Origin of the sequence: Actinoplanes couchii, assembly GCF_016862075.1 — a bacterium.
GTDB classification, from domain to species: Bacteria; Actinomycetota; Actinomycetes; order Mycobacteriales; family Micromonosporaceae; genus Actinoplanes; species Actinoplanes couchii.
In genome coordinates, this window is the sequence record NZ_BOMG01000105.1 from 87325 (window position 1) to 110441 (window position 23117).

Sequence of the window (23117 nt, forward strand, 5' to 3'; positions counted from 1 at the left end):
CGGCCGGATCAGCGTTGTGGCTTGCCGCTCGGCAGCCAGTCGCGGGTCAGGGCGTCGACCTCGGGACGGGTCAGCGGCGGGCCGAGGTCGCTGTCGCCGCGGAGTCCGTCGATGAGCAGCCGCAGGTAGCGGTGGAAGATCTCGGGGCGCACCGCCTGGCTGTGGTGGGCGACCTCGCTGACCATCATGAGCAGCAGCGGCACGTCACCGGCGGTCACGTCGGCACGCAGTGACCCCTCGGCGTGGGCCCGGTCGATGATCGCCTCGACGAGCGGGTAGATCCGCTGCCGGATGATCTCGAAGTAGCGGGCGTCCAGGTCGGCGCCGAGCGCGATGTCGCGGACGCCACGGTCGGTGGCGTGCAGTTCGGCGGCGCGGGTCAGGAAACTGACCAGGCCGTCCCATCCGGTCGGCTTCCGCAGCGCCGCCTCGATCTCCCGGGCGTGCTGTTCGAGCCGTTCCTCGAAGGCCACTTCGAGAAGCTGCTCCTTGGTGGGGAACCGCCGGTAGACGGTGCCGATGCCGACTCCGGCATGGGTGGCGACGTCGTCGAGGGTCGCCGCGAGCCCGCGGGTCGCGAACACCTCACGGGCGGCCTCGACGATGCGCTCGCGGTTGAGTTGCGCGTCGCGCCGTAACGGCCGGTCGATCTCCTCGGGCATGCGCCGATCATAACAAGTTGAGGAGCATCCTCCACTTTCGTGAGCCTGTTCACAAGTGGAGGACACTCCTCAACTTCGGGGCTACGGTCCTGACCCCATGAAGACCGAACATCGATGGGCACTCGCCGTGCTCGCCCTCGCCCAGCTGATGGTCGTGCTCGACGCGACCATCGTGAACATCGCCCTGCCCGCCGCCCAGCAGGAACTGGGCTTCACCGACACCGGCCGGCAGTGGATCGTCACCGGCTACGCGCTGGCCTTCGGCAGTCTGCTGCTGATCGGCGGCCGGCTCTCCGACCTGCTGGGCCGCCGGACCATGCTGCTCACCGGCTTCACCGGCTTCGCGGTCGCCTCCACCGTCGGCGGCTTCTCCGGTGCCACCGGCGTGCTCATCGCCGCCCGGGTCGGTCAGGGAGTGTTCGCGGCAGCACTCGCCCCGGCGGCACTCTCCCTGCTGTCGACCACCTTCACCACACCCACCGAACGCGCCAAGGCGTTCGCCATCTACGGCTCGGTCACCGGCTCCGGAAGCGCGATCGGACTGCTGCTCGGCGGATCCCTCACCGAGTACGCGTCCTGGCGCTGGTGCCTGCTGGTGAACCTGCTCTTCGCCGCCGCCGGCATCGCGGGCACGCTTCTCCGGCTGCCCGCGACCCCCGCCGACCGGACCGCCCGGATGGACTGGCCGGGCGCGATCACCGCCGTGACGGGTCTGGTCGCGCTCGTCTACGGGCTCGGCAACGCCGCCGACCAGAGTTGGGCGGCCCCGCACACCTACCTCCCGATCGGCGCCGGCATGCTGCTGCTGGTCCTCTTCGTGGCAGTGCAGACCCGCGTGCCGCATCCGCTGCTGCCGCTACGGGTGGTCCTCGACCGGACCCGGGGCGGCGCCTACCTGGCGGTCGCCTTCACCGGCGCCGGCATGTTCGCGGTGTTCCTGTTCCTCACCTACTACCTGACCGGCGTGCTCGGCTTCAGCGCGATCCGCTCCGGCCTGGCCTTCCTGCCCCTGCTCGCCGGGATCATGATCTCGGCGATCGGCGCGGGCCGGGCCCTTGTGCCCCGGGTCGGCCCCCGCCCGCTGGTTCCGGCCGGAGCGCTCGTCGCCGCCGCCGGTCTGGCCTGGCTGACCCGTCTCGACCTGCAGTCGGACTACGCGACGGGCGTCCTGCCCGGCCTGTTCGTCGCCGGTCTCGGCATGGGCCTGATCTTCTCCCCGACCCAGAACGCCGCCACCTCAGCGGTCGCCCCCGCCGATGCCGGTGTGGCCTCGGCCATGGTCAACACCGCCCAGCAGATCGGCGGCGCACTCGGCATCGCCCTGCTCACCTCGATCGCCGCCACCACTGATCCCACCGATCCGACGGAAGCCCTGGCCGTCGTCTTCTGGACCGCTGCGGGCATCTTCGCCGCCTGCGCCGTCATCGCGGCTCTGACCTTCCGCAGCGGCCCACTCCAACACAGCCCTCAGGGAGACACCACCCGGCTCGCCGCAGCGAACGCGGTGAACTCCTCGGCGGGCATCGGTTTCGCGAACAGGTAGCCCTGGGCCACCGAGCAGCCCAGCATCTGCAGCTCGGTGGCCTGAACAGCGGTTTCCACACCTTCCGCGACGGTGCGCAGGCCCAGAACCTGGCTGAGCCGGATCACCGCCTCGGCGACCGCGGCGCCACGGCTGGTGCCGTCGAGTTCCGCGACGAAACTGCGATCGATCTTGAGGACGTCGACGGGCAGCCGGGTCAGTTTGTGCAACGACGAGTAGCCGGTGCCGAAGTCGTCCACGGCCACCTTGACACCCTTCGCCCGTAGCTCCTCCAGTACGGGGACGGCGACGTCCTCGTCGACGATGGCCGACTCGGTGATCTCCAGTACCAGCCGGTCGGCCGGCAGACCGGTCTCCGCCAGTACGCCCTCGACGTCCGCCAGGAACGTCGGCTCGCGCAGCTGCAACGCGGACACGTTCACGCTCGCGTGGAACTGCCGCAGGTCGGGGATCTCGGTACGCCACCGCTGCACCTGGGCACAGCTCTCGCGCAGCACGGTCATGCCGATCCGGTGGATCAGCCCGGCGTTCTCGGCGATCGGGATGAACTCGGTGGGCGGGATCGAACCCAGCTGCGGGTGCTGCCAGCGCAGCAGAGCCTCCACCGCCACCGGCCGGTGCGTGTCCAGCACGACCAATGGCTGATAGACCACCCGGAGCTGGTCGGTGTCCAAGGCCTGCAACAGAGCGTCGGTGACCGTGGCATCCCGGGTGCGCCGATCGGTCATCGAGTCGTCATGGAGCCGCCAGCCGTGGCTGCCCGAGCGTTTCGACTCGTACATGGCCAGGTCGGCGCGCCGTTTCAGATCCTTGGCGGTGTCGTCGGGGCGGGCTGTGGCCAGGCCGATGCTGGCCCGGATGGTGATGACGTCGCCGGCCAGGGTGACCGGGTGGGCGGCCAGGACGGCGAGGACACGTTCGGCCACGGCCACCGCCTTCGCGTCGTCGGCCATGTCGTCCAGCACGACGATGAACTCGTCCCCGCCGACCCGGGCGGCGATGTCACCGGACCGGGTCGCCTGCCGGACCAGCCGGGCGAACTCGATCAGGACCCGGTCGCCGGCCTCGTGCCCGTACCGGTCGTTGACCTGCTTGAACCCGTCAAGATCGAGCAACATCAGAGCCGGCTGGGTACGGCGTTGCAGCGCCCGGTCCACGGCATGCTGCAGGCCGGTCAGGTTCGCCAGGCCGGTGAGCGGGTCGGTGAGGTTGAGCCGGCGGCTCTCCCGCAACGAGATGATCTGCCGTACCGCGAGGGCCGCGGTCATCGTGGCCTCGGCGAGGATCAGCCCGCTCCAGTGCCGCACCGGATACCCGCCGAACGTGACCAGCAGCAGCATGCTGTTGCCGATCCCGACGGCGACGTACGGCAGATGTGCCGACCAGGCCGGCATCCGCGCCCGGCCGCCGGCGTCCCGGGCGGCGCTCTGCCCGGTACCGACCGACATCCCGGCGACCGCCATCAGCAGCGAGGCGATGATCAGGGCGGCGTTCGCGGCCGGCGAGCCGGTGGTGGTCTCGCCGCGCAGCCGGATGGCGGTGAAGGCGACGTCCGCGATCGTGTAGAGCAGGATGCCCGCGACGAGGGTGGTGAGCGGCGGGGTCAGCGTGGCGACCGCCCCGCGCAGCACCACCGCCGTGACCGCCGCGAGCGCGACCAGATTCCCGAGCGGATAGCCGAGTTCGTAGATCAGGTCCAGCCCGTCGCTGGTGCTCAGCACCCGGTCGATCGCGAAGTACCAGACGAACATGAACGCGCTGCACAGAATGATCAGGACCTCGATGACGAAGGCCCAGCGTTCCGCCTGGCGCAGCCGCAGAGCGGACACCGACAGCGCGGTGGCCGTCAGACAGCCGAACATGGCCAGACCGCAGATGACGGCGGCCCATTTCCAGGCGGTCTGCCCGGTGAGCGCGTCGACGGTGAAACAGATCGTGGCCGCCAGGGACAGCGCCCGGCTCGCCGCGCCCAGCCGCCACGGCAGCGGATTGGGACTCCGCCGGGCGGCGCGCAGGCAGAAGACGGTGCCGAGCAGGTCCAGCACCAGCAGAGACAGCCCGAGAACCGAATCCCGGGCCCGGGCGTCGGCGAACGCGAGCACCTGCCCCGCCAGCACCACGAGTATCAGCGCCTGTGCCGTCCTGGGCAGTCCGGTGATCCGCATCCTCACCAAGGTCACTTCGGCAGGAAGTACGCGGATCTCGCCGCGCACCGAAACTGCAACCGTTTGGCTACCCGACGATGGTCACGGTGTACGAGGGGGCGGCGTCCTCCCGCCGGTTGCGGGCGAGGGTGGCCTCGATGGCTTCGGCGGGCATCGGGCGGCCGAACAGGTAGCCCTGGGCGAATCGGTAGCCGGCCGAGTGCAGGTGTTCGGCCTGGTCGAAGGTTTCCACGCCTTCGGCGACCGCGTCCAGGTGCAGGCGGCTGGTGAACCCGATCAGGCCCTCGACGATGGCCGCGCCGGCGTTGCCGACGGCGCTGCCGCTGACGAACGACTTGTCCACCTTCAGCACGTCGACCGGGCAGTCGAGCAGCAGGCTGAGCGAGGACTGGCCGGTGCCGAAGTCGTCCAGGGCGACACGCAGACCACGACGGCGTAGTTCCCGCACGGCGGCGAGTGCGGGGCCGGAGTCCAGGACGGCGGTCTCGGTGATCTCCAGCATCAGGCGGGAGCGGTCGACCCCGGTCCGGGTCAGGATGTCCTCGACGTCGGAGACGAAACTCGGCTCGGCGAGTTGCCGTGCCGACACGTTGATGCTGACCTTCTCGGGCGCGTCGTCGCCGTACTCCCGCTGCCATGTGGTGGCCTGCCGGCAGGCGTTCTCCAGCACCCACCGGCCGATGTCGATGATCAGCCCGCTCTGTTCGCTCATCGGGATGAAGACGTCCGGCGGGATCAGGCCCCGCAGCGGGTGCTTCCAGCGCAGCAGAACCTCGACACCGGCGTGGCGGTGGCTGGGCAGCTCGACGATCGGCTGGTAGAGCAGGAACATCTCACCGCGCGCAAGGGCGTGTTCCAGGTCGGCGCCGAGCCGGGCGCTCTCGGCGGCCCGGTGGTCCATCGCCGCGTCGAACCAGTGCAGGCGGTTGCCGCCCTGTTCCTTCGCGGCGTACATCGCCACGTCGGCGCGCCGCAGCAGTTCCTCGGGGGTGTCACCGGCCCAGGAGGTGGTGACGCCGATGCTGGCGGCGCATCCGGTCAGCGACCCGATTCCCTCGATCGGCTGCCGCAGTACGGTCGTCACCCGGTCGAGCAGCACGGTCACCTGCATCGCCTCGGCGCCGGGGAGCACGACGGCGAACTCGTCGCCACCGAGCCGGGCCACCAGACCGTTGCCGCCGACGGTCTCGGTCAGCCGGGCGCTGATCGTCTTCAGCAGGCGGTCGCCGGTGCGGTGCCCCAGCCGGTCGTTGACGATCTTGAAGTTGTCCAGGTCGAGCAGAGCCACGTGCATCGGTGTGCCGCTGGACAGCAGCCGGTCGAGGTGGGTGTCCAGCGAGGTCCGGTTCGCGACACCGGTGAGAGGGTCGTGGGAGGCCTGATGGGTCAGCTCGGCCTGGAAGCCGCGCAGTGCCGTCAGGTTGCTGTCGACGGTCTCCAGTAGTCGCCGGTTGTCGCGCAGCACGAGGATCTGGCGGACCATCACCAGCACGGTGATGGCGACCGCGCCGATCTTGATGATGTCGTTCTCACCCGGGTATGCCGAGTTGGTGGCCAGCAGGAGCACGTTCATGGCGACGACCGCGAGGTACGGTAGCCCGGCGACCCACCGGGAACGGCGCCGGGCCCGCGGCGGCCGGCCGCTGTCGCGGACCTGCGCGATGGCGGCCAGCTGGATCCCGAGGGCGCCGATCGGCACCGCGACGAGGGTGGACGACAGGTACGGATAGTCGTTGAGGAAGGGGGTCAGGCTTCCGGCCACGGTGCTGGCCGCGCTGCCCACCGCGAGGATGTGCACCGCACGCCGGTTGAGCCGGCCGGCGCCGGCGAAGGCGACCTTGACGAAGGTCGCCACCGAGATGAAGCCGACGGCGACGATGACCAGCATCGCACCGCCGGAACCGGTCCGCGCCGCCCACTGCGGGTGGGCATGCAGCGAGAAGTACCAGACCAGAGCGCTGCTGGTGACCAGGACGACGCAGGCGTCGAGACTGAAACGCAGCCAGTCGCTGCGGGTGCGCTGCCAGGACGGCAGGCGCAGCAGCGCCCAGAGGACGATGCCGAGCACGGCGAGGTACCAGACGAGGGTGGTGGCGGTGATGCGCTGCGAGGGCGTGGGCCCGCCGACCGCGTCGACGGTGTTCGCGACGATGCCGCCGAGGTAGAAGCCGCACGCCACCGCGAGGTGCCGCCAGAATCGCCGCGTGCCGGCGTCGATGTTCGGTGCTTTCGAAGCCTGCCGGCAGGCGTACGCCGCCAGGGTGATGCCGACGGGCAGAGGCAGCCACCCGACGACGGGGTGTGCCCACTGGTGCCACAGCCCGACCACTGTCCAGGCCGTGCTCAGCAGCACGACGAGAATCCCGGCTGATGCCGCCGTGCCGGGCCGAAGCCACCACCGTGAGCGCTCCACAGCATCTCCTCGCTGCCACTGTGCCGGACGCGATCGTGCCGGCCTTCCCCTCTTCGGGAGGGCCCGCGTCACCGTCAGACGGCGGTTGATGCGTGCACCGGTCGCATCACGTATCGGCATCGCGGCACTCCGGAACCCGGGTTTCTGTGGTGCAGAACCGCGTGAGTCGGGAGCAATCCGGGAGCTGGTTCCCGAAGCCGATACCACTCGTTACCGATACTTGTGGGTATCGGTAACGGCAGGTACCGTTCTGGAGGCGAGCTTCGCTGCATCGCAAGGAGCCGCCCTCAAGAACGGGTGATCACATGCAGTACCGCACTCTCGGCGACACCGGCCTGAGCGTCAGCTCCCTGGGACTGGGCACCATGATGTTCGGGTCGTGGGGAAACAAGGACCACGACGACGCGATCCGTACGATCCACCACGCGCTCGACGCCGGCATCAACCTGGTCGACACCGCCGACCTCTACGGCCGCGGCGAGGCCGAGGAGATCGTCGGCAAGGCACTGGCCGGAACCCGCCGCGACTCGGTGATCCTGGCCAGCAAGTTCCACAACCCGATGAGCGACAACGTCAACGACCGCGGCAACTCCCGCCGCTGGATCATGCGAGCCGTGGAAGCCAGCCTGAAACGGCTCGGCACCGACCACCTGGACCTCTATCAGGTACACCGCCCCGACCCGGCGACCGGGATCGAGGAGACCCTGGGGGCACTGACCGATCTGCAACGGGCCGGAAAGATCCGGTACTTCGGCACCTCGACGTTCCCCGCCCACCAGCTCGTCGAGGCGCAGTGGGCAGCCGACCGCCGGGGACTGAGCCGGTTCGTGACCGAGCAGCCCCCGTACTCGATCCTCGCCCGCGGCATCGAAGCAGACGTCCTGCCCGCCGCCGAAGCGCATCGCATCGGCGTGCTGACCTGGAGCCCGCTCGGCGGCGGCTGGCTCTCCGGCACGTTCCGCAAGGGCGCCACCGGCCAGGTGAGCAGCCGCACACAGCTCATGCCCGGCATCTTCGACATCGACGCTCCGCGCAACGCCGCCAAGCTCGACGCCGTCGAGGCCCTCGCCCTGCTCGCCGAGGAGGCGGGCATGTCCCTGATCCACCTCGCCCTCGGCTTCGTCCTCGCCCACCGGGCGGTGACCGCACCGATCATCGGCCCGATGAACGTCGACCAACTCGACAGCCAGCTGGGCGCCGCCGACCTCGTCCTCGACCGGGACGTCCTCGATCGCATCGACCAGATCGTGGCGCCGGGCCGCAACATGACCGCCGGCGACGCCGGATACTTCCCGCCCGCGCTCACCGACGCGACCCTGCGCCGGCGCTGAGCCCCTCTCCCACCTACGAACGGAAACTCACCATGTCCACGACCGCCATCCCGCACATCAACTTCGCCGACGGAAAAGCCCGCCAGGCGCTGGAGTTCTACCAGGGCGTCTTCGACGGCGACCTGCTGTCACACACCTACCAGGACTTCGGCATGCCCGCCGGTTCGCCCGACAGCGACCGGATCGTCTTCGGCCAGATCACCACCGCCGACGGCGTCCTCCTGATGGGCTACGACATCCCCGGCGCCCAGGAGCCGGACTTCGCCAAGCCGCGATCCACCCGCCGCGTGAACGGCACGACGGTCACCGAGCAACCGATGTTCGTCACCCTGCACATCACCGACCTGACCGAGGCCGAAACACTCTGGAAGCGGCTCACCGTGAACGCGGTCGTCGTCGAAGAGTTCGCCTCGTCGACCTGGTCACCCGGCTTCGGCATCGTCACCGACCAGTTCGGCGTCACCTGGCTGATCAACGTCCACGAGTAGGAACCCGTGCGCTGCCCGCCGACCCGGCGACACGACAATGGACGGGGCCAGGCGCCCCTTCCGGCAGCGAGGAGATCACCTGATGACCCAGGACGACCCCACGGCGGGGCACACCGTCCCGGACGACGACGGCGACGGCGGCGGCACCGTCCACCGCCGCCCCGGACGCAAGCCCGACCCCCGCCGCGACGCCGAGATCATGGAAGCAGCGCTGCAGGTACTCGCCGAAGTCGGCTACACCGGGATGACCATGAACGCGGTGGCGGCACGGGCCAAAGCCGGCAAAGGCACCTTCTACCGGCGCTGGCCGTCGAAAGCCGAACTGGTCCTCGACGCCATCGGGCACATGAAACGCAGCCAGGTGGACCTGGACCGGCTACCCGACACCGGCACCCTGCGCGGCGACATCCTCGCGCTGTTCAAACCCACCTCCGCCGAGGACGGCGAATACCAGCTCACGATCATGGCCGGGTTGGCGTCGATGCTCAGCCAGGACCGCGGGTTCGCCGAGGCGGCCAACGACGCGATCGTGGAGCCGTGGGCCGCCGCCAACCGCGTCCTGTTGTCCCGGGCGATGAGCCGCGGCGAGATCAACGCCACCGCCGACATCGAAACCCTCGCCCAGATCATCCCGTCCATCGCCGCCTACCGCGCGCTCATCCAGCGCAAGCCGTTCGACCGGGACTTCCTCGTCGCCATCATCGACGGCGTCCTCCTGCCGGCGGTACGCCCCTGAAAGGCAGCGCCACCCCGTGGATCTCGTTTCCGTTCTCGCCGCGATCGTCGTACCGATCGTCTTCGGCACGTTGCACTGGTACCTGTGGCGACGCCTGATCTCACAGACCACCTCGCGGGGTACGAGGGTGCGTCGCGCCGGTTCCGCCCTGTTCATCGCGGCGCCCGTGGTTGCCGGCGCGGCGCTGGTCGGCGGGTTCACCTCGATGCCGATGGCGGTGCAACGCGTCCTGGCCTGGCCCGGCTACCTGTGGCTGGCCGTGTTCCTGTACCTGCTGCTCGGCGTGCTCGCGGGAGAACTCATCAGACCACTGATGACCCGCCGGCTCACCCAGCACCGCCGCGAGCCAGCGTGACGTGGTCGACGGCGACGTCGACGACCTCCGCGACGCCGTCGAGCCCTTGGCCCGGCTGCGGGCACGTCACGGCACCTACTTCGTCACCGGAAACCACGAATACATCTCCGGCGCCGACCAGTGGATCGAACACGTACGCCGGATGGGCTGGCTACCGCTGGAGAACGCGCGAGCCCAGTTGCCGGGGTTCACGCTGGCCCGCGTCAACGACTTCGAGGGCGACGCCACCGGCCGGGGCCCGGACTTCGCCAAAGCACTCGACGACCGTGACCCCGCGCTGGCCACGGTGCTACTGGCGCATCAGCCCGTCGCCGTCCACGAAGCGGTCCGCTACGGGTTTGACCTGCAACTATCGGGCCACACCCACGGCGGTCAGCTGTGGCCCTTCACCTATGCGGCCGAGGCGGTGAATCCGACCGTGGCCGGGCTGGAACGCTACGGAGACACTCAGCTGTACGTCAGCCGCGGTGCCGGCGCGTGGGGTCCGCCCACCCGGGTAGGCGCTCCCTCCGACGTCACCATCGTGCAACTGGCATCCCGCCAAGCCTGAGAACGGCCCATCCTTACCGGGTGAACAGATGACGGTTCGTTCTCACCCAGTCGGCGAACGCAGCCGGTGGGCGCCCGAGCAGGTGCGTGACCGTCGGATGCACGGTGGTCTCGTCGATCAGACCGTCCCGGTAGAACTCGTGGAAGGCATCCGCGTACTCGGGTGCGAGCCCATCGCGAGCCTCTTCGTCCGGCAGAACGGTCACGCTCAGTTTCCGTCCGAGCTCCCTGCCCAGAATCTCCGCCCGGTCGGCTGCGGTGAGGGCCTCGGGACCGCTGAGGCGGTAGGACCGCCCTTGGTGATCGCGTGTGATCAGCGAGAGCAGCGCTACAGCCGCGATGTCAGCCGGATCGACGACTGACAACGCGACATCTCCGAACGGCTCTCGGATCATGTCGCCGGCGATGATCTGCGGCCGCCAGCGCAGAGCGTTGGACATGAAGGCGTTCGGTTGCAGCATCGTCCAACCCAGGCCGGATGCACGCACCGTGTCTTCCGACTCGATGTGATACCTGGCAACAGCGTTGTTGCGGTTTCCGGACGGCGCGGATGACGACGAGAGCAGGACGACCCGTTCCACACCCCTGTCCTTCGCGTCGGCCAGGGTCCTGGCCATTCCGGCATGACCCGCCAAGGTGAACACGGCGTCAACACCGTCGAGAGCCGATGTGAGGGTGGACGAATCGTCGAGATCCCCCAGACGTACGTCCGCTCCCACGGGGAGTCCCTGACCGCTGCGGGAGACCGCGCGCACCGCGTGGCCGCCGGCAAGCGCCGCTTCCACGAGCGCCCGGCCGACGTTGCCGGTCGCGCCCAGCACCAGAATTCGCATCTGTAAATCCTTAGCACCCCGCGGGACCTGTCGAGGCGTCGCAGCGCCGAACTCTCCACCAACCTTCGCTGTGTCGCCTCCGTGGTCACCACTGAGTCGCGGGCTTCCGTGGCGGGCACGGATGTGCCGGTGGGCACGCCTGTCCGAGGCTTCGGTCATGGGAAAAACATTCGCGCGTCTCGCGATGGCAGCAACGGTCGGGACTGGGGTCCTTCTGGCACCTGTCGTGACGAGCCCGGCCCGCGCGGCCTCGGACGCGGCCTTCGACTCCTACTACGTCCAGAACGCGACCCGCCGCCTGTGGCGCCTCGGGCCGGACAAGGTGCCCTACGACACCGGCATGAACGTCGCGGCCGGCAGCAGCCCGGCGAGTGTGAGGTACTACACCGGCAGCACCGTCGTGTTCAAGCGGGACACCGACGGCGCCCTGTGGGCGTGGAACACCACAGCCGGGCCGAAGCTGCTCGGTAACGGACTGGGCATGGCGGTCGGCACCAACCCTGCCGTGGCGCTCGACGGCGGCACCGTCGTCACCGCTTTCCAGGCCTACGGCACCGGGAACCTCTGGTACGTCTCCAGCAACCAGACCACCGGCCACGACACCGGGATCAAGATGGCCACGGGCTCCAGCCCGTCGATCGTCACGACGCCGAACGGCATCCAGATCGTCTACACGGGCTCGGACAACACGCTCTACCGCCTGAAGCCGGGCTCCACCCCGACCACCGTCGCCAACGGCTTGGGCGTGGCATCCGGCACCAGCCCGGCGGTCGCGGCCGCACCGGATGGCGGCGGCAACGTCGAGATCGCGTTCCAGGCGTACGGCACCGGGAACCTCTGGTACGTCGACGAGAACAACATCGGCCACGACACCGGGATCAAGATGGCGCCGGGGACCAGCCCGAGTGTCGCGGCCAAGTCCGGCGGCTCGCGCTACGTGATCGTCTACAAGCGCAACAGCGACGGCATGCTCTGGCGGATGGATCCGGGATACGACTCCCGGTACGTCGCCGCCGGTCTGGGCGTGGCTGCGAACACCAGCCCGGTCGTCACCGGACTGACCGACGGGCGGTTCGGGATCGCGTTCAACGCGGCGGCCACCAACGACCTGTGGACCGTCGACGCCGACAACGTCGGCCGTGACACCGGCGTCACGATGCTGCCGGGCACCAGCCCGGCCGTCAACAACAACTGCGCCACCTGCGTTCTCACCCCCTGATCGGGCCTCGGCGGGCAGGGTCGCGGCAGAAGCCACGACCCTGCCTCTCCACGGGTTCCCGCCCGATGGAGCACAATAGACGGTGTGACGGGGGTTGCGGGTGTTTCCGCCCGAGAGTCGGAGGTCCTAGCCGGTGTCGGCGCACACCTGACCAACGCGGAGATCGCCGCCCGGCTGGGCATCTCGATCCGCACCGTGGAGAGTCACGTCTCCGCACTGCTGCGCAAGGCCGGCGCCGTCGACCGGCGCGCACTGGCCGCCATGGCCGCCACCGGCATCACGGCCCCGCCACCGGCCACCGTCCTGCCGTCGGCGCTGACCCCGCTGATCGGCCGGACCGCCGAGCGGGCCGCACTGATCGCCGCACTCGACGAGCACCGGCAGGTCACCGTGGTCGGGCCGGGCGGCATCGGCAAGACCCGGCTGGCGCTGGCAGCCGCGGCCGAACTGCTCGGCCGGCCCGCCGAAGACGTCACCTACGTCGATCTGGTGCCGGTCACCGACACCGAGATGGTCGCGTCGGCCGTGGCCGAAGCACTGGGTGGACGCGAGCACGCCGGCCGCTCGGCCACGGATACGGTCGTGGCCCGGTTGGGCGGGCGCGCGGCGCTGCTCGTACTGGACAACTGCGAGCATCTGAGCGACGGCGTGGTGGCGCTGGTCGAGCGGCTGCTGACGAACTGCCCGGGGGTGCGCGTGCTGACCGTCGGCCGGGCACGCCTGCTGACCCCGTACGAGTGGGTCTTCCCGGTGTCCGGGATGTCGGACGGTGACGCGGCCGAGCTCTTCCGGGCCCGGGCCGAGGCGAGCGGCGCGGCCGGCCTGGTCACCGATGTGCAGCGGGTCACCGCGATCTGCCGCCGGCTCGACGGGATGCCACTGGCGATCGAGTTGGCGGCGGCGCGGCTTCCCGCGCTGGGACTGGACGGGCTCGAGGCCGGGCTGGCCGACCGGATGCGGCTGCTGGCCGGTGGCCGGCCCGCCGAGCACCGGCACCGGTCGCTGGCCTCGGCCGTGGACTGGAGCTACGCCCTGCTGTCAGGGGCCCAGCGGATGGTGTTGCGCCGCGTCTCGGTGTTCGCCACACCGTTCACCGCGCCGGACGCCGCGGGGCTGCTGGACGGCTGGCCACCGGCCGGACCGGACGGGATCGCCGCGGTGCTGGCCACACTCACCGAGCAGAGCCTGCTGACGGTCACCCCCGATCCGGCCGGAACCCGGTACCGGGCGCTGGAGACGATCCGCCAGTACGGCGCCGACCGCCTGGCCGAGGCGGGTGAGTTGGCCGAGGCGCACGCCCGGCACCTGCGGTGGTGCCTGGTGCTGGCCGGCACGTTCAGCGAGTTGCTGGACACCGCCGACTGGCCGGCCCGGTTCGACCGGGCCGCCGATGAGCTTCGCGCGGCGCTGTCGCAGGTTGTCGCCGGTGCGGAGCCCAGCGAGGCGGGGTGGCAACTGTCTTTTGGGTAAGTGTCTATAAGTGTCTTTTAGACGTCATAGGTGTTGTATTGTTTCGTGGTGAACCTGACGGAATGGGCACGCGCGCAGGGTGTTGCGCCCCGCACGGCGTATCGATGGTTCCGTGAGGGCTCGCTGCCGGTCCCGGCGGAGCGGGTGGGGCCGCGCACCATCCTGGTGAACATCGATGCGAACACCTCACTCTTGGTGAGCGAGGGCGTCGGCTTGTATGCCCGGGTTTCCTCGCGAGATCAGAAGGCCGACCTGGAGCGGCAGACCGCCCGGTTGTCGGCGTGGGCCGCGAAGGCGGGTCACCAGGTCGTGCGCGTCGAGTCTGAGATCGGTTCCGGGATGAACGGCTGCCGCATGAAGGCACGGCGGCTGCTGGCCGACCCGAAGGTGACCTGCGTGGTGGTCGAGCACAAGGATCGACTCGGGCGCATGAACGTCGAACTTGTCGAAGCCGCCCTGTCCGCGACAGGCCGCCGTCTGGTCGTGCTGGATGACGGCGAAGTCGAAGACGACCTCGTGCGTGACATGGTGGAGGTGCTGACATCGTTCTGCGCCCGCCTCTATGGCCGCCGCTCCGCGAAGAACCGTGCCCAGAAGGCTCTTGAGGCGGCGGCTGCCGGTGAGTGATTCGAACAAGGGCCTACGTGCCATCGACGATCCGTTCGTTGCCCCCGGACCGTCCGGGGTGGCGATACGCGCCCGCCTCAAGCACCTCACGTCCGACGACGACAAGGTGTTACGCCTGGTCGGTGAACACCTTGGGCACCTGGCGTCGCTCGACCTCAAACGTCGGTGCGAGGACGGCCATGACCACGACAGTGATACGTGGGCGGCCCGGAAGCAGGCTCTGACGGCGGCCTCGTCGTCCCGCTGGGCTGGGTCGATCACCAGGGCCACCCATGACCAGTGGGCGCTCTCGCGCCGCTGTCGGCTCGCGCATATCCAGAGCCTGGAGTCCGGCGTCCGCACGATGAAGCGCCGTCTCTCTCAGCCGATCGGGGAGAAGGGCACCAAGCGGGCGCCTGGCGGATACCGTTCGAAAGGCGAGTGGTTCCAGAAGAGTCGCCGCCTGGCGATCCTGGAGCACCGCCTCGACGTGGCCCGAGCCGATCATGAGACCGGTGTTGTTCATGTGGTGCGCGGCGGCCGGAAGCTGCTCGGCAGTCGTCACCACCTCCAGGCCGCGGACCTCACCGAGTCCGAGTGGCGGGAGCGCTGGCAAGCGCAGCGATGGTTCCTCGCTGCTGACGGCGAGTCCGGCAAACGCTTCGGTAACGAGACGATCCGTGTCACTGCGGACGGCCAGGTCAGCATCAAGCTGCCCGCGCCACTGGCGCAGATGGCAAACACCGATCACGGCCGGTACATCCTGACGGCCGAGGTCGCGTTCGCTCACCGTGGCGCCGAGTGGGCCGGCCGCATCAGCGGGAACAAGGCAGTCGCCTACCGTATCCACCTCGACGTGTCCCGTGGCCGCTGGTACCTGACCGCCTCGTGGACCAAACCGATCGTCAAGACGATCCCGCTCGCCACCGCCCGCGCTGAGGGCATGATCGGCGTCGACACGAACGCCGGCCACTTCGCCGCCTACCACCTTGATCGGGACGGCAACCCTGTCGGCGACCCGCGCCGTTTCCACTACGAACTCACCGGTTCGGCTGATCACCGGGACGCGCAGATCAGGCACGCCATCAGCCGCCTGCTGCACTGGGCCAAACGCTGCGGCGTCAACGCCATCGGTATCGAGAACCTCGACTTCACCGCCGAGAAGACCCGCGAGAAACACGGCCGTAGGAAGCGATTCCGGCAGCTCATCGCCGGTATCCCCACCGGTAGACTCAAGGCCCGACTGATCTCCATGGCATCCGAGGCGCAACTGTCGATCGTTGCTGTAGATCCGGCCTACACCTCTCAATGGGGAGGCCAGCACTGGCAAAAGCCGCTGGTCACCCCACGACGCAAGATGTCCCGACACGACGCCGCCGGCATCGCGATCGGGCGACGCGCCCTCGGGCACCCGATCCGGCGACGGACGGCACCGCCCCAGCATCACCGGAGTGATGGTGCTGGGCATCGGACCGTACAGGCCGGACCGGGCGCACAGGAGCGCGAGGAAACCCGCCCTCCCGCCACGGAACGTGCACACGATGCACGCCGCCGACCGGGGACAACTGGAACGCGGGAGACCAGCGCATCCAAAACCGTTCGGGATGTGCGCAGTTCCGGGACCTGGCATCAGATGTCACTCCTGGACACTGCATAGGAACGGTATCGGCTGGCGGTTCGCTTGGCCGAGTTGTGTTTCGCCCGTGGGCTGCCGGGCGAGGCCCAGCGACGGTACGAGCAGGCCGCGCAGCTCGCGCCGGGCGAACTGCAGGCGGCGGTCGCGTTGCGCAGCGCGGCCGAGGCGGCCAAGGTCGCGCACGTCGGCAACGAGGCGATCCGGTTGCACCGGGCGGCCGCCGATGCCGCCCGGCGTGCCGGTGACCGGCCGCGTGCCGCATACGACCTGGCCCTGATCATCGAAATGCTGCATCGCAGCCCCGGCCTGCTCGACGGCCCACCGCCGCTGGACGAGACCGAGTGGCTGATCGCCGAGGCCACCACCCTCGCCAGCGACGACCCGGTTGCGACCGCCCGGGTGCTGGCCGCCCGGGCGCACGCCGGATCGCCGTTCGACCCCGCGAACAGCGACCTGATCGATCGCGCCCTGGCCCGTGCCCGCGAGGCCGGCGATCCGCTGAGCGAGAGCGCCGCGCTCGACCAGCTCACGTCCGTGGAACTGGTGAACCACCGGCTCGGCGCGGCGGCGGCCCAGGCACTGCACCGCATCGAGTTTCTCGTGTCGCGGCCGGTGCGGGCGGACACCGGCGCCTACGAGGTGCTGGACGCGTACATCATGGCGACCGACACCGCGATCGCCGCCGGTGATCTCACGGCGGCCCGCCGGCTCGCCGAGCGGCTCCGGGACCTGCCGATGCACCGGGAGGAGCGCCATCTGGCCAACTCCCGGTTGATGGTCGTCACCGCCCTCGCCGGGGCCTGGGACGAGACCCTCGAGCTCGCCGAACGGTTCCGCGACGACTGGGAACGGGCCGGACAGCCACGCGCGGGCAACCTCAGCCGGGGCACGTACGCCGCCGCCACGGTGCACGGACTGCGGGGCGACGACGCCGGCCGCGCCACCTGGCTGGACATGAGCCACTCGCTGAACTCGTTCTCCCCGTGCGACATCCACCACGACGAGTTCTTCGACGCGCTGCTGCTACTGCACCGTGGGCGCCCCGGCGAGGCTACGGCGCTGTTCACCGGCCGGCCGGACGACTTCCGCTCCTGGTACAACGTGCTCTGGCGACCGTGGTACGCGGCACTGTGGGCCGAGTCGGCCGTGCTCGCCGGGCATCCCGAAGCGACCGGCCGGCTGGACCGGGCTCGCCGGTCGACCGCGGGCAATCCGATCGCCCGGGCCATCGTCGAGCGCTCGGCCGCGTTCGCCGCCGACGACCGCGACGCGATGCTCGCCGCCGCGGAGCGGTTGCGCTCGGCCGGCTGCCGCTACCAGTGGGCCCGCACTCTGGTCCTCACCGGCGGCCCGGACCGTGACCGGGGCGAGGAGGCGCTCGCCGAGATGAAGGCCACGCCGATGGCCGCCGTCAGCAGGAGGATCTCGGTGAGCCGCTGATGTCACGGGCCGGCCGGGCGGGTGTCAGCGGCGGTAGGTGCGTTTTGCCGTGTTCTTCACGTTGCCGGCCCGGTCGTAGGTGCGGAGTTGGACGGTGAACTTCTTGCCGTACTTCTTCGGGTTGATGGTGAAGGTGTAGGCGGCTTTGGTGTCGGTGGCCACGACCTTGCCGTTGACGAGGAGTTGGACACGGGCGATGCCGAAGCGGTCGGTGGCCGCCGCGGTGACGGCGAACTTCTTGGTGACTCTGGAGTTGTTCTTCGGGGCCTGCCGGTAGCTGATGCCGGGCGCGGTGTTGTCGACGGTGATCGTGCGGTTCAGGGTGGTGACGTTGCCGGCCTTGTCCATGGCCATGACCTGCAGGGTGCGGCGGCCGTCGGCTACCAGGCGGCTGTCGAGGCGGACGGACCAGGGTGCCTTGTGGGTGTAGGCGAGGTTGTTGAGGTAGCCGCTCAGGTAGGACAGGCCGGTGGCGTCCTTGATTCCGGTGGCGGTGGTGGTGATGGTGCCGCGGACGTAGGCGTTGGCTGCTGGGGTGAACGTGACCGCCGGTGGGTTGTTGTCGACGATCACCGTGCGGGTGTGTTCGGCGACGTGACCGACGGTGTCGTAGGAGCGGACCGTCATGGTCGCCGGGCCGTTGGCCGCTGCGGGATCCCAGAGCAGGTTGACGGCTCCGACGCCGTTGCTCTGGATGGTGCGGTCGGTGCGGATCAGCCGGCCGTTGATCCACAGTTCGACCCGGTCGATCTGAGAGGCGTCCTCGGAGGCGACGTTGATCCGGCCGCCATGCCGGACGAAACCGTCGACCTCGTCGAAGCCGATCTCCAGCGACGGCGGGGTCCGGTCGACGAACGCGTACACCTGGCTGGTTCCGACGTTGCCGAGGTCGTCGTAGGTCCGGGACTGCAGTAGTACCCGGCCGTCGGGGCCGGTGCCGTCCCAGGTGACGGTCCACGGGGCTGCGGTGGCGGAGTCGATCACCTTGTCACCGAGGAGCAGGTCCACGCGGGTGACCGTGTCGATGCCGGCCGGTGCCGATACGCCGAAGTCGAAGGACTTTCCCTGGTAGAAGGTGTTCGGGATGGTGCGCTGCCCGTCGTTCGGCCACGGGAAGAAGGCCGTCGCGGCGCGGTTGCGGACCCGCACGGTCAGCGGATCGGTGCGAGTCCAGGCACCGTGTGAATCGAGCAGTTCCAGCTGAAGCACCGCGTCGGCGTCGGCGTGCCGGGCCGTGTTCCAGGTCAGCGACCACGGTGCAGTCCAGTCCCAGGCGACAAGCCCACCGTTGACGAAGAGCCTGATTTCGGTGACGTCGGTCCCGGCTGGCACAGCGGGGGTGATCACCATGGTTTTGTTCACTTGCTGCCCGGCGGCCAGCCCCAGATCGATGACCGGTGGTTCGGCCGCATGGGCGGGTGTAGCAGCGGTCCCGGCAGCAAGAGCCGTGACCAACACCAGCAATGCCGTTGCGGAGCGCGGTGTTCGTCGCACATATCCCCCGTAGATCGATGTGTTGCACATCGTAGATCTTCGAAGTCCAGTTGCGACGGCAAGGCTCCGACTCGAGCCGTCGCCATTCGGTGGTTGCGCTGGGTGTGATCAATGCAACTCGTTGTTACGGGAAAATTCTCGATCTTGGTGACATCGAGGTCTGGTTATCCATCGATTGGATGCTTAGAGTTCCGGTGCCGCTACGCATTGATCGGGGGACGCCATGTGGCGCCGGATTCTGCCTGCCTGTCTCACGGTGGGCCTGACTGCCACCGTCTTGTCTGTTCCAGCCCTGACGAGTCCCGTCCTGGCCGCCTGCAGTGAGGCCGCGGCCACCGAGGCTGCCGCCGCAGCGTTGGCCGCCAGTTGCGGGAAGCCGGTGGTGGTGGACGCGCTGCGCAACGAATACTCGCAGGTGACAGCTCAGCCTGACGGGCGGATGACGTTCGAGTCCTCGGTGTTGCCGGAACGGGTGCAACGCGGTGAGGGTTGGGTCGATGTCGATCTGGACCTGGCGGCCGGCGTTGACGGTCTCCTGCGCCCGGCGGCGTCGGTGGCCGACGTGGCGTTCTCCAACGGCGGTGCTGCTCCGCTGGTGACCCTGACGCGCGGGGGCCGGGCGATGACCATGTCATGGCCCGGGACGCTGCCGCCTCCGGTGATCGTGGAGAACTCGGCCAAGTACTCCGAGGTCCTGCCCGGGGTCGACCTGGTGGTACGGGCGACCGAAACCGGGTTCACCCACGTGCTGGTGATCAAGTCAGCGGCGGCGGCTGCGCAGTCCGCGGTGCGTGAGGTCAGGTTCGAACTCGGCGGTGACGCCGAGGTCGAAGAGATCGACGGGGCGTTGCGGGCGGTCAGCAGTGGATCGGTACTGGCGTCGACCGAACCGGCGGTGATGTGGGATTCGCGATCAGCTGCCGTCACCGCCGCGCCCCAGGCATCGCGATCCACCCTTCAAACTCTGACGGCCACGCCATCGACCACCGAGGCCGCGGGTGACGCGGCACGGACCGCACCGGTGTCGGTGCATTTGTCGGACGGTGACCTCGTCCTGCGCCCCGATGCGACCCTGCTCGCACAGGCGGCCTTTCCGCTGTACGTGGACCCGGCGTGGTCGGTGGCCAAGGCGAAGCGGGCGTACTCGACGAACAACGGCTCCAACAACACCGACTACTCCGTGGCCCGCGTCGGGCACAACCCGGAGACCGGCGCGCTGTACCGGTCGTTCTTCCAGTTCAACACCACAGCGGGCGGTGTCGCGCTGAAGGGCAAGCACATCGAGTCCGCACGGGTGGAGATGAAGCTCGATCACTCCTGGTCCTGCGACCGGACGGTCGCGTCGATGCACTGGTCGTCGGCGATCAACGCGACGATGAAAGCGACCTGGTCTGCCATGGACCTGCTGCGCTACCTGGACAGCGCCACCGGGCGCGCCAATCAAGCCGGCGGCTGCGGTGTCATCCAGGGCGACGAGGACATGATCTTCCAGAGCGCTAAGGTCACCTCGTTCGTGCAGGAAGCAGCAAACAAGAGCTGGCCCAACGTCACCGTGGGCTTTACTGCCCGTGACTCCTCCGGAGAAGGGGAGTCGACGCAGGCGCGGTGGAAGAAGTTCCTGCCGAACAACGCCAAACTTTTTGCCGACTACGACACCAAGCCGACCGCACCGACCGGCCTGCAGGTAGCGGGAATCGCGTGTAGCACCAGTGCCGCGGTGACCATCGGAACGCTCACCCCGACGTTCTCCGCGCAGTTCAACGACGCGGACACCAGCGACTCGCTGACCGGTGCGTTCGAGTGGATCGAAGTACCGGCGGCGGGAATGGGCTCAGTCACCGCCACGGTGCCGGGCCGAAAAACGGCGCCGCCGAACAAGACCAACGTGTCCAACAATACGAGAGCGACCAGCGCGGCGGTCAACGCGCCGAAGGACAAGAAGTACGCATTCCGGGCCCAGACCACGGACAAAGCGCCGTACTCGCAGGTCGGTCCGTGGTCGGCATGGTGCCAGTTCACGGTGGACACCACGGTTCCGACAGTGACCGGCACGGTGCTGTCCAACGCTTCAGCTCCCGGGAAGAAGGTCCGGATCCGGATCGAGTCGACCGCCACGGACGTGACCAAGTTCCAGTACGGCTGGGATGCCGCCACGAAGGTGGTCACCGCGTCAACCTCGACCACACCGCCGAAGACCGCAGAGATCGAAGTGACCGCTCAACGACTCGGCACCAACGTCCTGAACCTCAAGGCCATCGATGCAACTCTCAACGAAGGCATCGGGACAGTGATTTTCGACGTCGCCGGCCAGCCGGTTGCCCCCATTGCGCGTTGGGGTCTGGAAACCCTTCCCGGGATGTCATCCCCGGCTAGTGCACTTGCTGACCGTGTCGCGATACCAGCGGATACGCCGCTTACCGCCGAGAACGTGACCTGGACCGATGACGTACGGCTGAAGCGGGCCGCAACGTCGACGTTCAACGGAACCTCCTCTGCGGCCATGACCACCTCGTCGGTGGTGAGCACTACTGCTTCGTTCAGCGTCGCCGGCTGGGTTCGGCTCGGCGCGGTGCCGACCAGCGACATGAAGTTCGCTACCCAGTACGGCAGCGACGCGGCCGGTTTCGAGATCGGTGTCCGCCGAACCGGGACCGCGCTGACGCCGTACTGGTCGTTTCTGATGAAGGACACCAGCGTTCAGACGAGCGCGACGGTCGCGGTCCTGGCGCCGACTCCGATCACCGCTGCTGACACCGGGCGATGGGTGCACGTGGCAGGCGTGTTCGACGCGCCGGAGAAGAAGCTGCGTCTCTATCTGGACGGCACGAAGGTGGCCGAGGTCGACCGCACCGCCACCCCGTGGGCAGCGACCGGCCGGTTTGCTGTGGGTCGCGGGTATGGCAGCAACTACTGGAACGGTTCGATTGCCGACGTTCAGGCCTTCGACCGGGTACTGGTGGCGGAGGACTTCACCGGCCGCCTCGCCACTGATCCGGACGGCAACGGGTTCGACGAACCGGGCGTGCTGACCCCGATCCAGGTCGGCGGATGGGACTTCGATGCAGCGTCCCGGTGCCGCCGCACCGATCTCAGTGGCTACTGCGAGGCACCAGACCCGGGAACTGCCTGGAGCCGCTGGCTGGCTCTGAGCCGGGGCGCCGACATCGGATCCGGCCGTGACGTCAACAACGGGTCCGCGCTCTGGCTCGACGAGCAGTACTTCCCGTCCGACGACGGCGAAACACCGGAAGCCACCTCCGAATACGGCCGGTCCGCGGTCAAAACCGGCACCACCGCACCGGATGAGAACGGCAACGAGTTCACGCTGTGGCAGGACCAGCAGGTTCTACGCACCGACCAGTCGTTCACCATCGCGGCGTGGGCCGCGCCGAAGGCCGATCTGACCGGTAACCGGACCATCCTCGCGCAACGCGGGGCGCACGAGAGCGCGTTCCGGCTCCAGTACGCCGCGGACAGCGGCAAGTGGGTCTTCACGGTCGCATCTCAGGATGTGCCGGATGCCGGCGCCTCGACGGTGAACAGCCTGACTTCGACCTCGATCGTCGATACCGGGGCCTGGACCCATCTGACCGCCGTCTACGACGCGGGCGCCAAACAGACCCGTATCTACGTCAACGGAAACCGTGAAGCCGCCGCAAGCATCTCCGGCACGCCGTTCGACGCTACGGGAACGCTGCTGGTCGGCAAATCCGTCTCCCGCGGGGAACTGACCGGCCAGTGGCATGGCGGCATCGACGACATCGCCGTCTTCCAAGGTGCGATGAACGACGCGGCAGTCTCGCTCATGTACGAGCGCCAGAGTGCCGACACCAGCGCCACCAACGTGCTGAAGCTGAACGGGACGATGATCGCGGGCGCGGTGAAGCGATCCAGCAACGACGTCTACCAGTTGCGGATGCAAACCGACGGGAACCTGGTGCTCTACCGGCAGGGCACCGCCGTCTGGTCACCCAACACCTGGGGCAATCCGGGTGCCGAGACGGTCCTGCAGGCCGACGGCAACCTGGTGATCAATCGCCAGGACAAATCCGTGGCCTGGAGCACTGCCACAGCTGGCAAGGGCGCAGACCGGTTGGTGCTCTTCGATGACGGCCGCCTCGAACTACAGAATCCGGCCGGTCAAGTCGTCTGGCGTCGTCCGTAAGCATGTCGATTC

At 68.9% G+C, this 23117-nt stretch carries 17 protein-coding genes; 12 read left to right on the forward strand and 5 right to left on the reverse strand.

The window, feature by feature from the left end; all coding sequences use genetic code 11:
- Positions 1–8 precede the first annotated feature (8 nt).
- Positions 9–662, reverse strand: coding sequence for a TetR/AcrR family transcriptional regulator (locus Aco03nite_RS43060; RefSeq protein ID WP_203807126.1), 654 nt, complete (start codon positions 660–662; stop codon positions 9–11).
- Between the two features lie 97 nt (positions 663–759).
- Here Aco03nite_RS43060 and Aco03nite_RS43065 point away from each other — a divergent pair, with 97 nt between their 5' ends.
- Complete coding sequence (locus Aco03nite_RS43065; RefSeq protein ID WP_203807128.1) at positions 760–2205, forward strand: MFS transporter; 1446 nt, start codon at positions 760–762, stop codon at positions 2203–2205.
- On the opposite strand, the gene Aco03nite_RS43070 is transcribed toward Aco03nite_RS43065, so the two are convergent.
- The gene (locus Aco03nite_RS43070; RefSeq protein WP_203807130.1) at positions 2130–4370 is read right to left on the reverse strand and encodes a putative bifunctional diguanylate cyclase/phosphodiesterase; all 2241 of its coding nucleotides are present in this window, start codon (positions 4368–4370) and stop codon (positions 2130–2132) included. The genes Aco03nite_RS43065 and Aco03nite_RS43070 overlap by 76 nt on opposite strands.
- Before the next feature lie 67 nt (positions 4371–4437).
- Positions 4438–6783: a putative bifunctional diguanylate cyclase/phosphodiesterase gene (locus tag Aco03nite_RS43075; RefSeq protein ID WP_203807132.1), complete on the reverse strand. Its 2346-nt coding sequence runs from the start codon at positions 6781–6783 to the stop codon at positions 4438–4440.
- Between the two features lie 305 nt (positions 6784–7088).
- Here Aco03nite_RS43075 and Aco03nite_RS43080 point away from each other — a divergent pair, with 305 nt between their 5' ends.
- The 5 genes from Aco03nite_RS43080 (at position 7089) to Aco03nite_RS53670 (ending at position 10243) form a co-directional block, all read left to right on the forward strand.
- Entirely contained in the window at positions 7089–8114 is a 1026-nt protein-coding gene (locus tag Aco03nite_RS43080) for an aldo/keto reductase (RefSeq protein ID WP_203807134.1), read from the forward strand.
- A 32-nt stretch (positions 8115–8146) separates the two neighbouring features.
- Entirely contained in the window at positions 8147–8602 is a 456-nt protein-coding gene (locus tag Aco03nite_RS43085) for a VOC family protein (RefSeq protein ID WP_203807136.1), read from the forward strand.
- An 82-nt stretch (positions 8603–8684) separates the two neighbouring features.
- On the forward strand, positions 8685–9338 hold the full coding sequence (locus tag Aco03nite_RS43090; protein WP_203807138.1) for a TetR/AcrR family transcriptional regulator: 654 nt from the start codon (positions 8685–8687) through the stop codon (positions 9336–9338).
- 16 nt (positions 9339–9354) lie between these two features.
- Positions 9355–9693, forward strand: coding sequence for a hypothetical protein (locus tag Aco03nite_RS53665; RefSeq protein WP_239145910.1), 339 nt, complete (start codon positions 9355–9357; stop codon positions 9691–9693).
- A 1-nt stretch (position 9694) separates the two neighbouring features.
- Entirely contained in the window at positions 9695–10243 is a 549-nt protein-coding gene (locus Aco03nite_RS53670; RefSeq protein ID WP_239145911.1) for a metallophosphoesterase, read from the forward strand.
- 13 nt (positions 10244–10256) lie between these two features.
- Here the strand turns inward: Aco03nite_RS53670 and Aco03nite_RS43100 are convergent, their stop codons facing one another.
- Complete coding sequence (locus Aco03nite_RS43100; RefSeq protein WP_203807140.1) at positions 10257–11075, reverse strand: NAD(P)H-binding protein; 819 nt, start codon at positions 11073–11075, stop codon at positions 10257–10259.
- Between the two features lie 226 nt (positions 11076–11301).
- Between Aco03nite_RS43100 and Aco03nite_RS43105 the strand changes: the two genes are divergently transcribed.
- From Aco03nite_RS43105 to Aco03nite_RS43125, 5 genes are all read left to right on the forward strand, one after another.
- Positions 11302–12294, forward strand: coding sequence for a PLL family lectin (locus Aco03nite_RS43105; protein WP_203807142.1), 993 nt, complete (start codon positions 11302–11304; stop codon positions 12292–12294).
- 84 nt (positions 12295–12378) lie between these two features.
- Entirely contained in the window at positions 12379–13764 is a 1386-nt protein-coding gene (locus Aco03nite_RS43110) for an ATP-binding protein (RefSeq protein WP_203807144.1), read from the forward strand.
- Between the two features lie 48 nt (positions 13765–13812).
- Positions 13813–14391: an IS607 family transposase gene (locus tag Aco03nite_RS43115; RefSeq protein ID WP_203807146.1), complete on the forward strand. Its 579-nt coding sequence runs from the start codon at positions 13813–13815 to the stop codon at positions 14389–14391.
- The gene (locus Aco03nite_RS43120; protein WP_203807148.1) at positions 14384–16027 is read left to right on the forward strand and encodes a hypothetical protein; all 1644 of its coding nucleotides are present in this window, start codon (positions 14384–14386) and stop codon (positions 16025–16027) included. Before Aco03nite_RS43115 ends, Aco03nite_RS43120 begins: the two co-directional genes overlap by 8 nt.
- 33 nt (positions 16028–16060) lie before the next feature.
- Entirely contained in the window at positions 16061–17446 is a 1386-nt protein-coding gene (locus Aco03nite_RS43125) for a hypothetical protein (protein WP_203807150.1), read from the forward strand.
- Between the two features lie 24 nt (positions 17447–17470).
- Here the strand turns inward: Aco03nite_RS43125 and Aco03nite_RS43130 are convergent, their stop codons facing one another.
- Positions 17471–18940 carry an Ig-like domain-containing protein gene (locus tag Aco03nite_RS43130; protein ID WP_203807152.1) on the reverse strand — a complete coding sequence of 490 codons (1470 nt, stop codon included), beginning with the start codon at positions 18938–18940 and terminating at the stop codon, positions 17471–17473.
- 1300 nt (positions 18941–20240) lie between these two features.
- Between Aco03nite_RS43130 and Aco03nite_RS43135 the strand changes: the two genes are divergently transcribed.
- Positions 20241–23105, forward strand: coding sequence for a LamG-like jellyroll fold domain-containing protein (locus tag Aco03nite_RS43135; RefSeq protein ID WP_239145914.1), 2865 nt, complete (start codon positions 20241–20243; stop codon positions 23103–23105).
- Positions 23106–23117 lie beyond the last annotated feature (12 nt).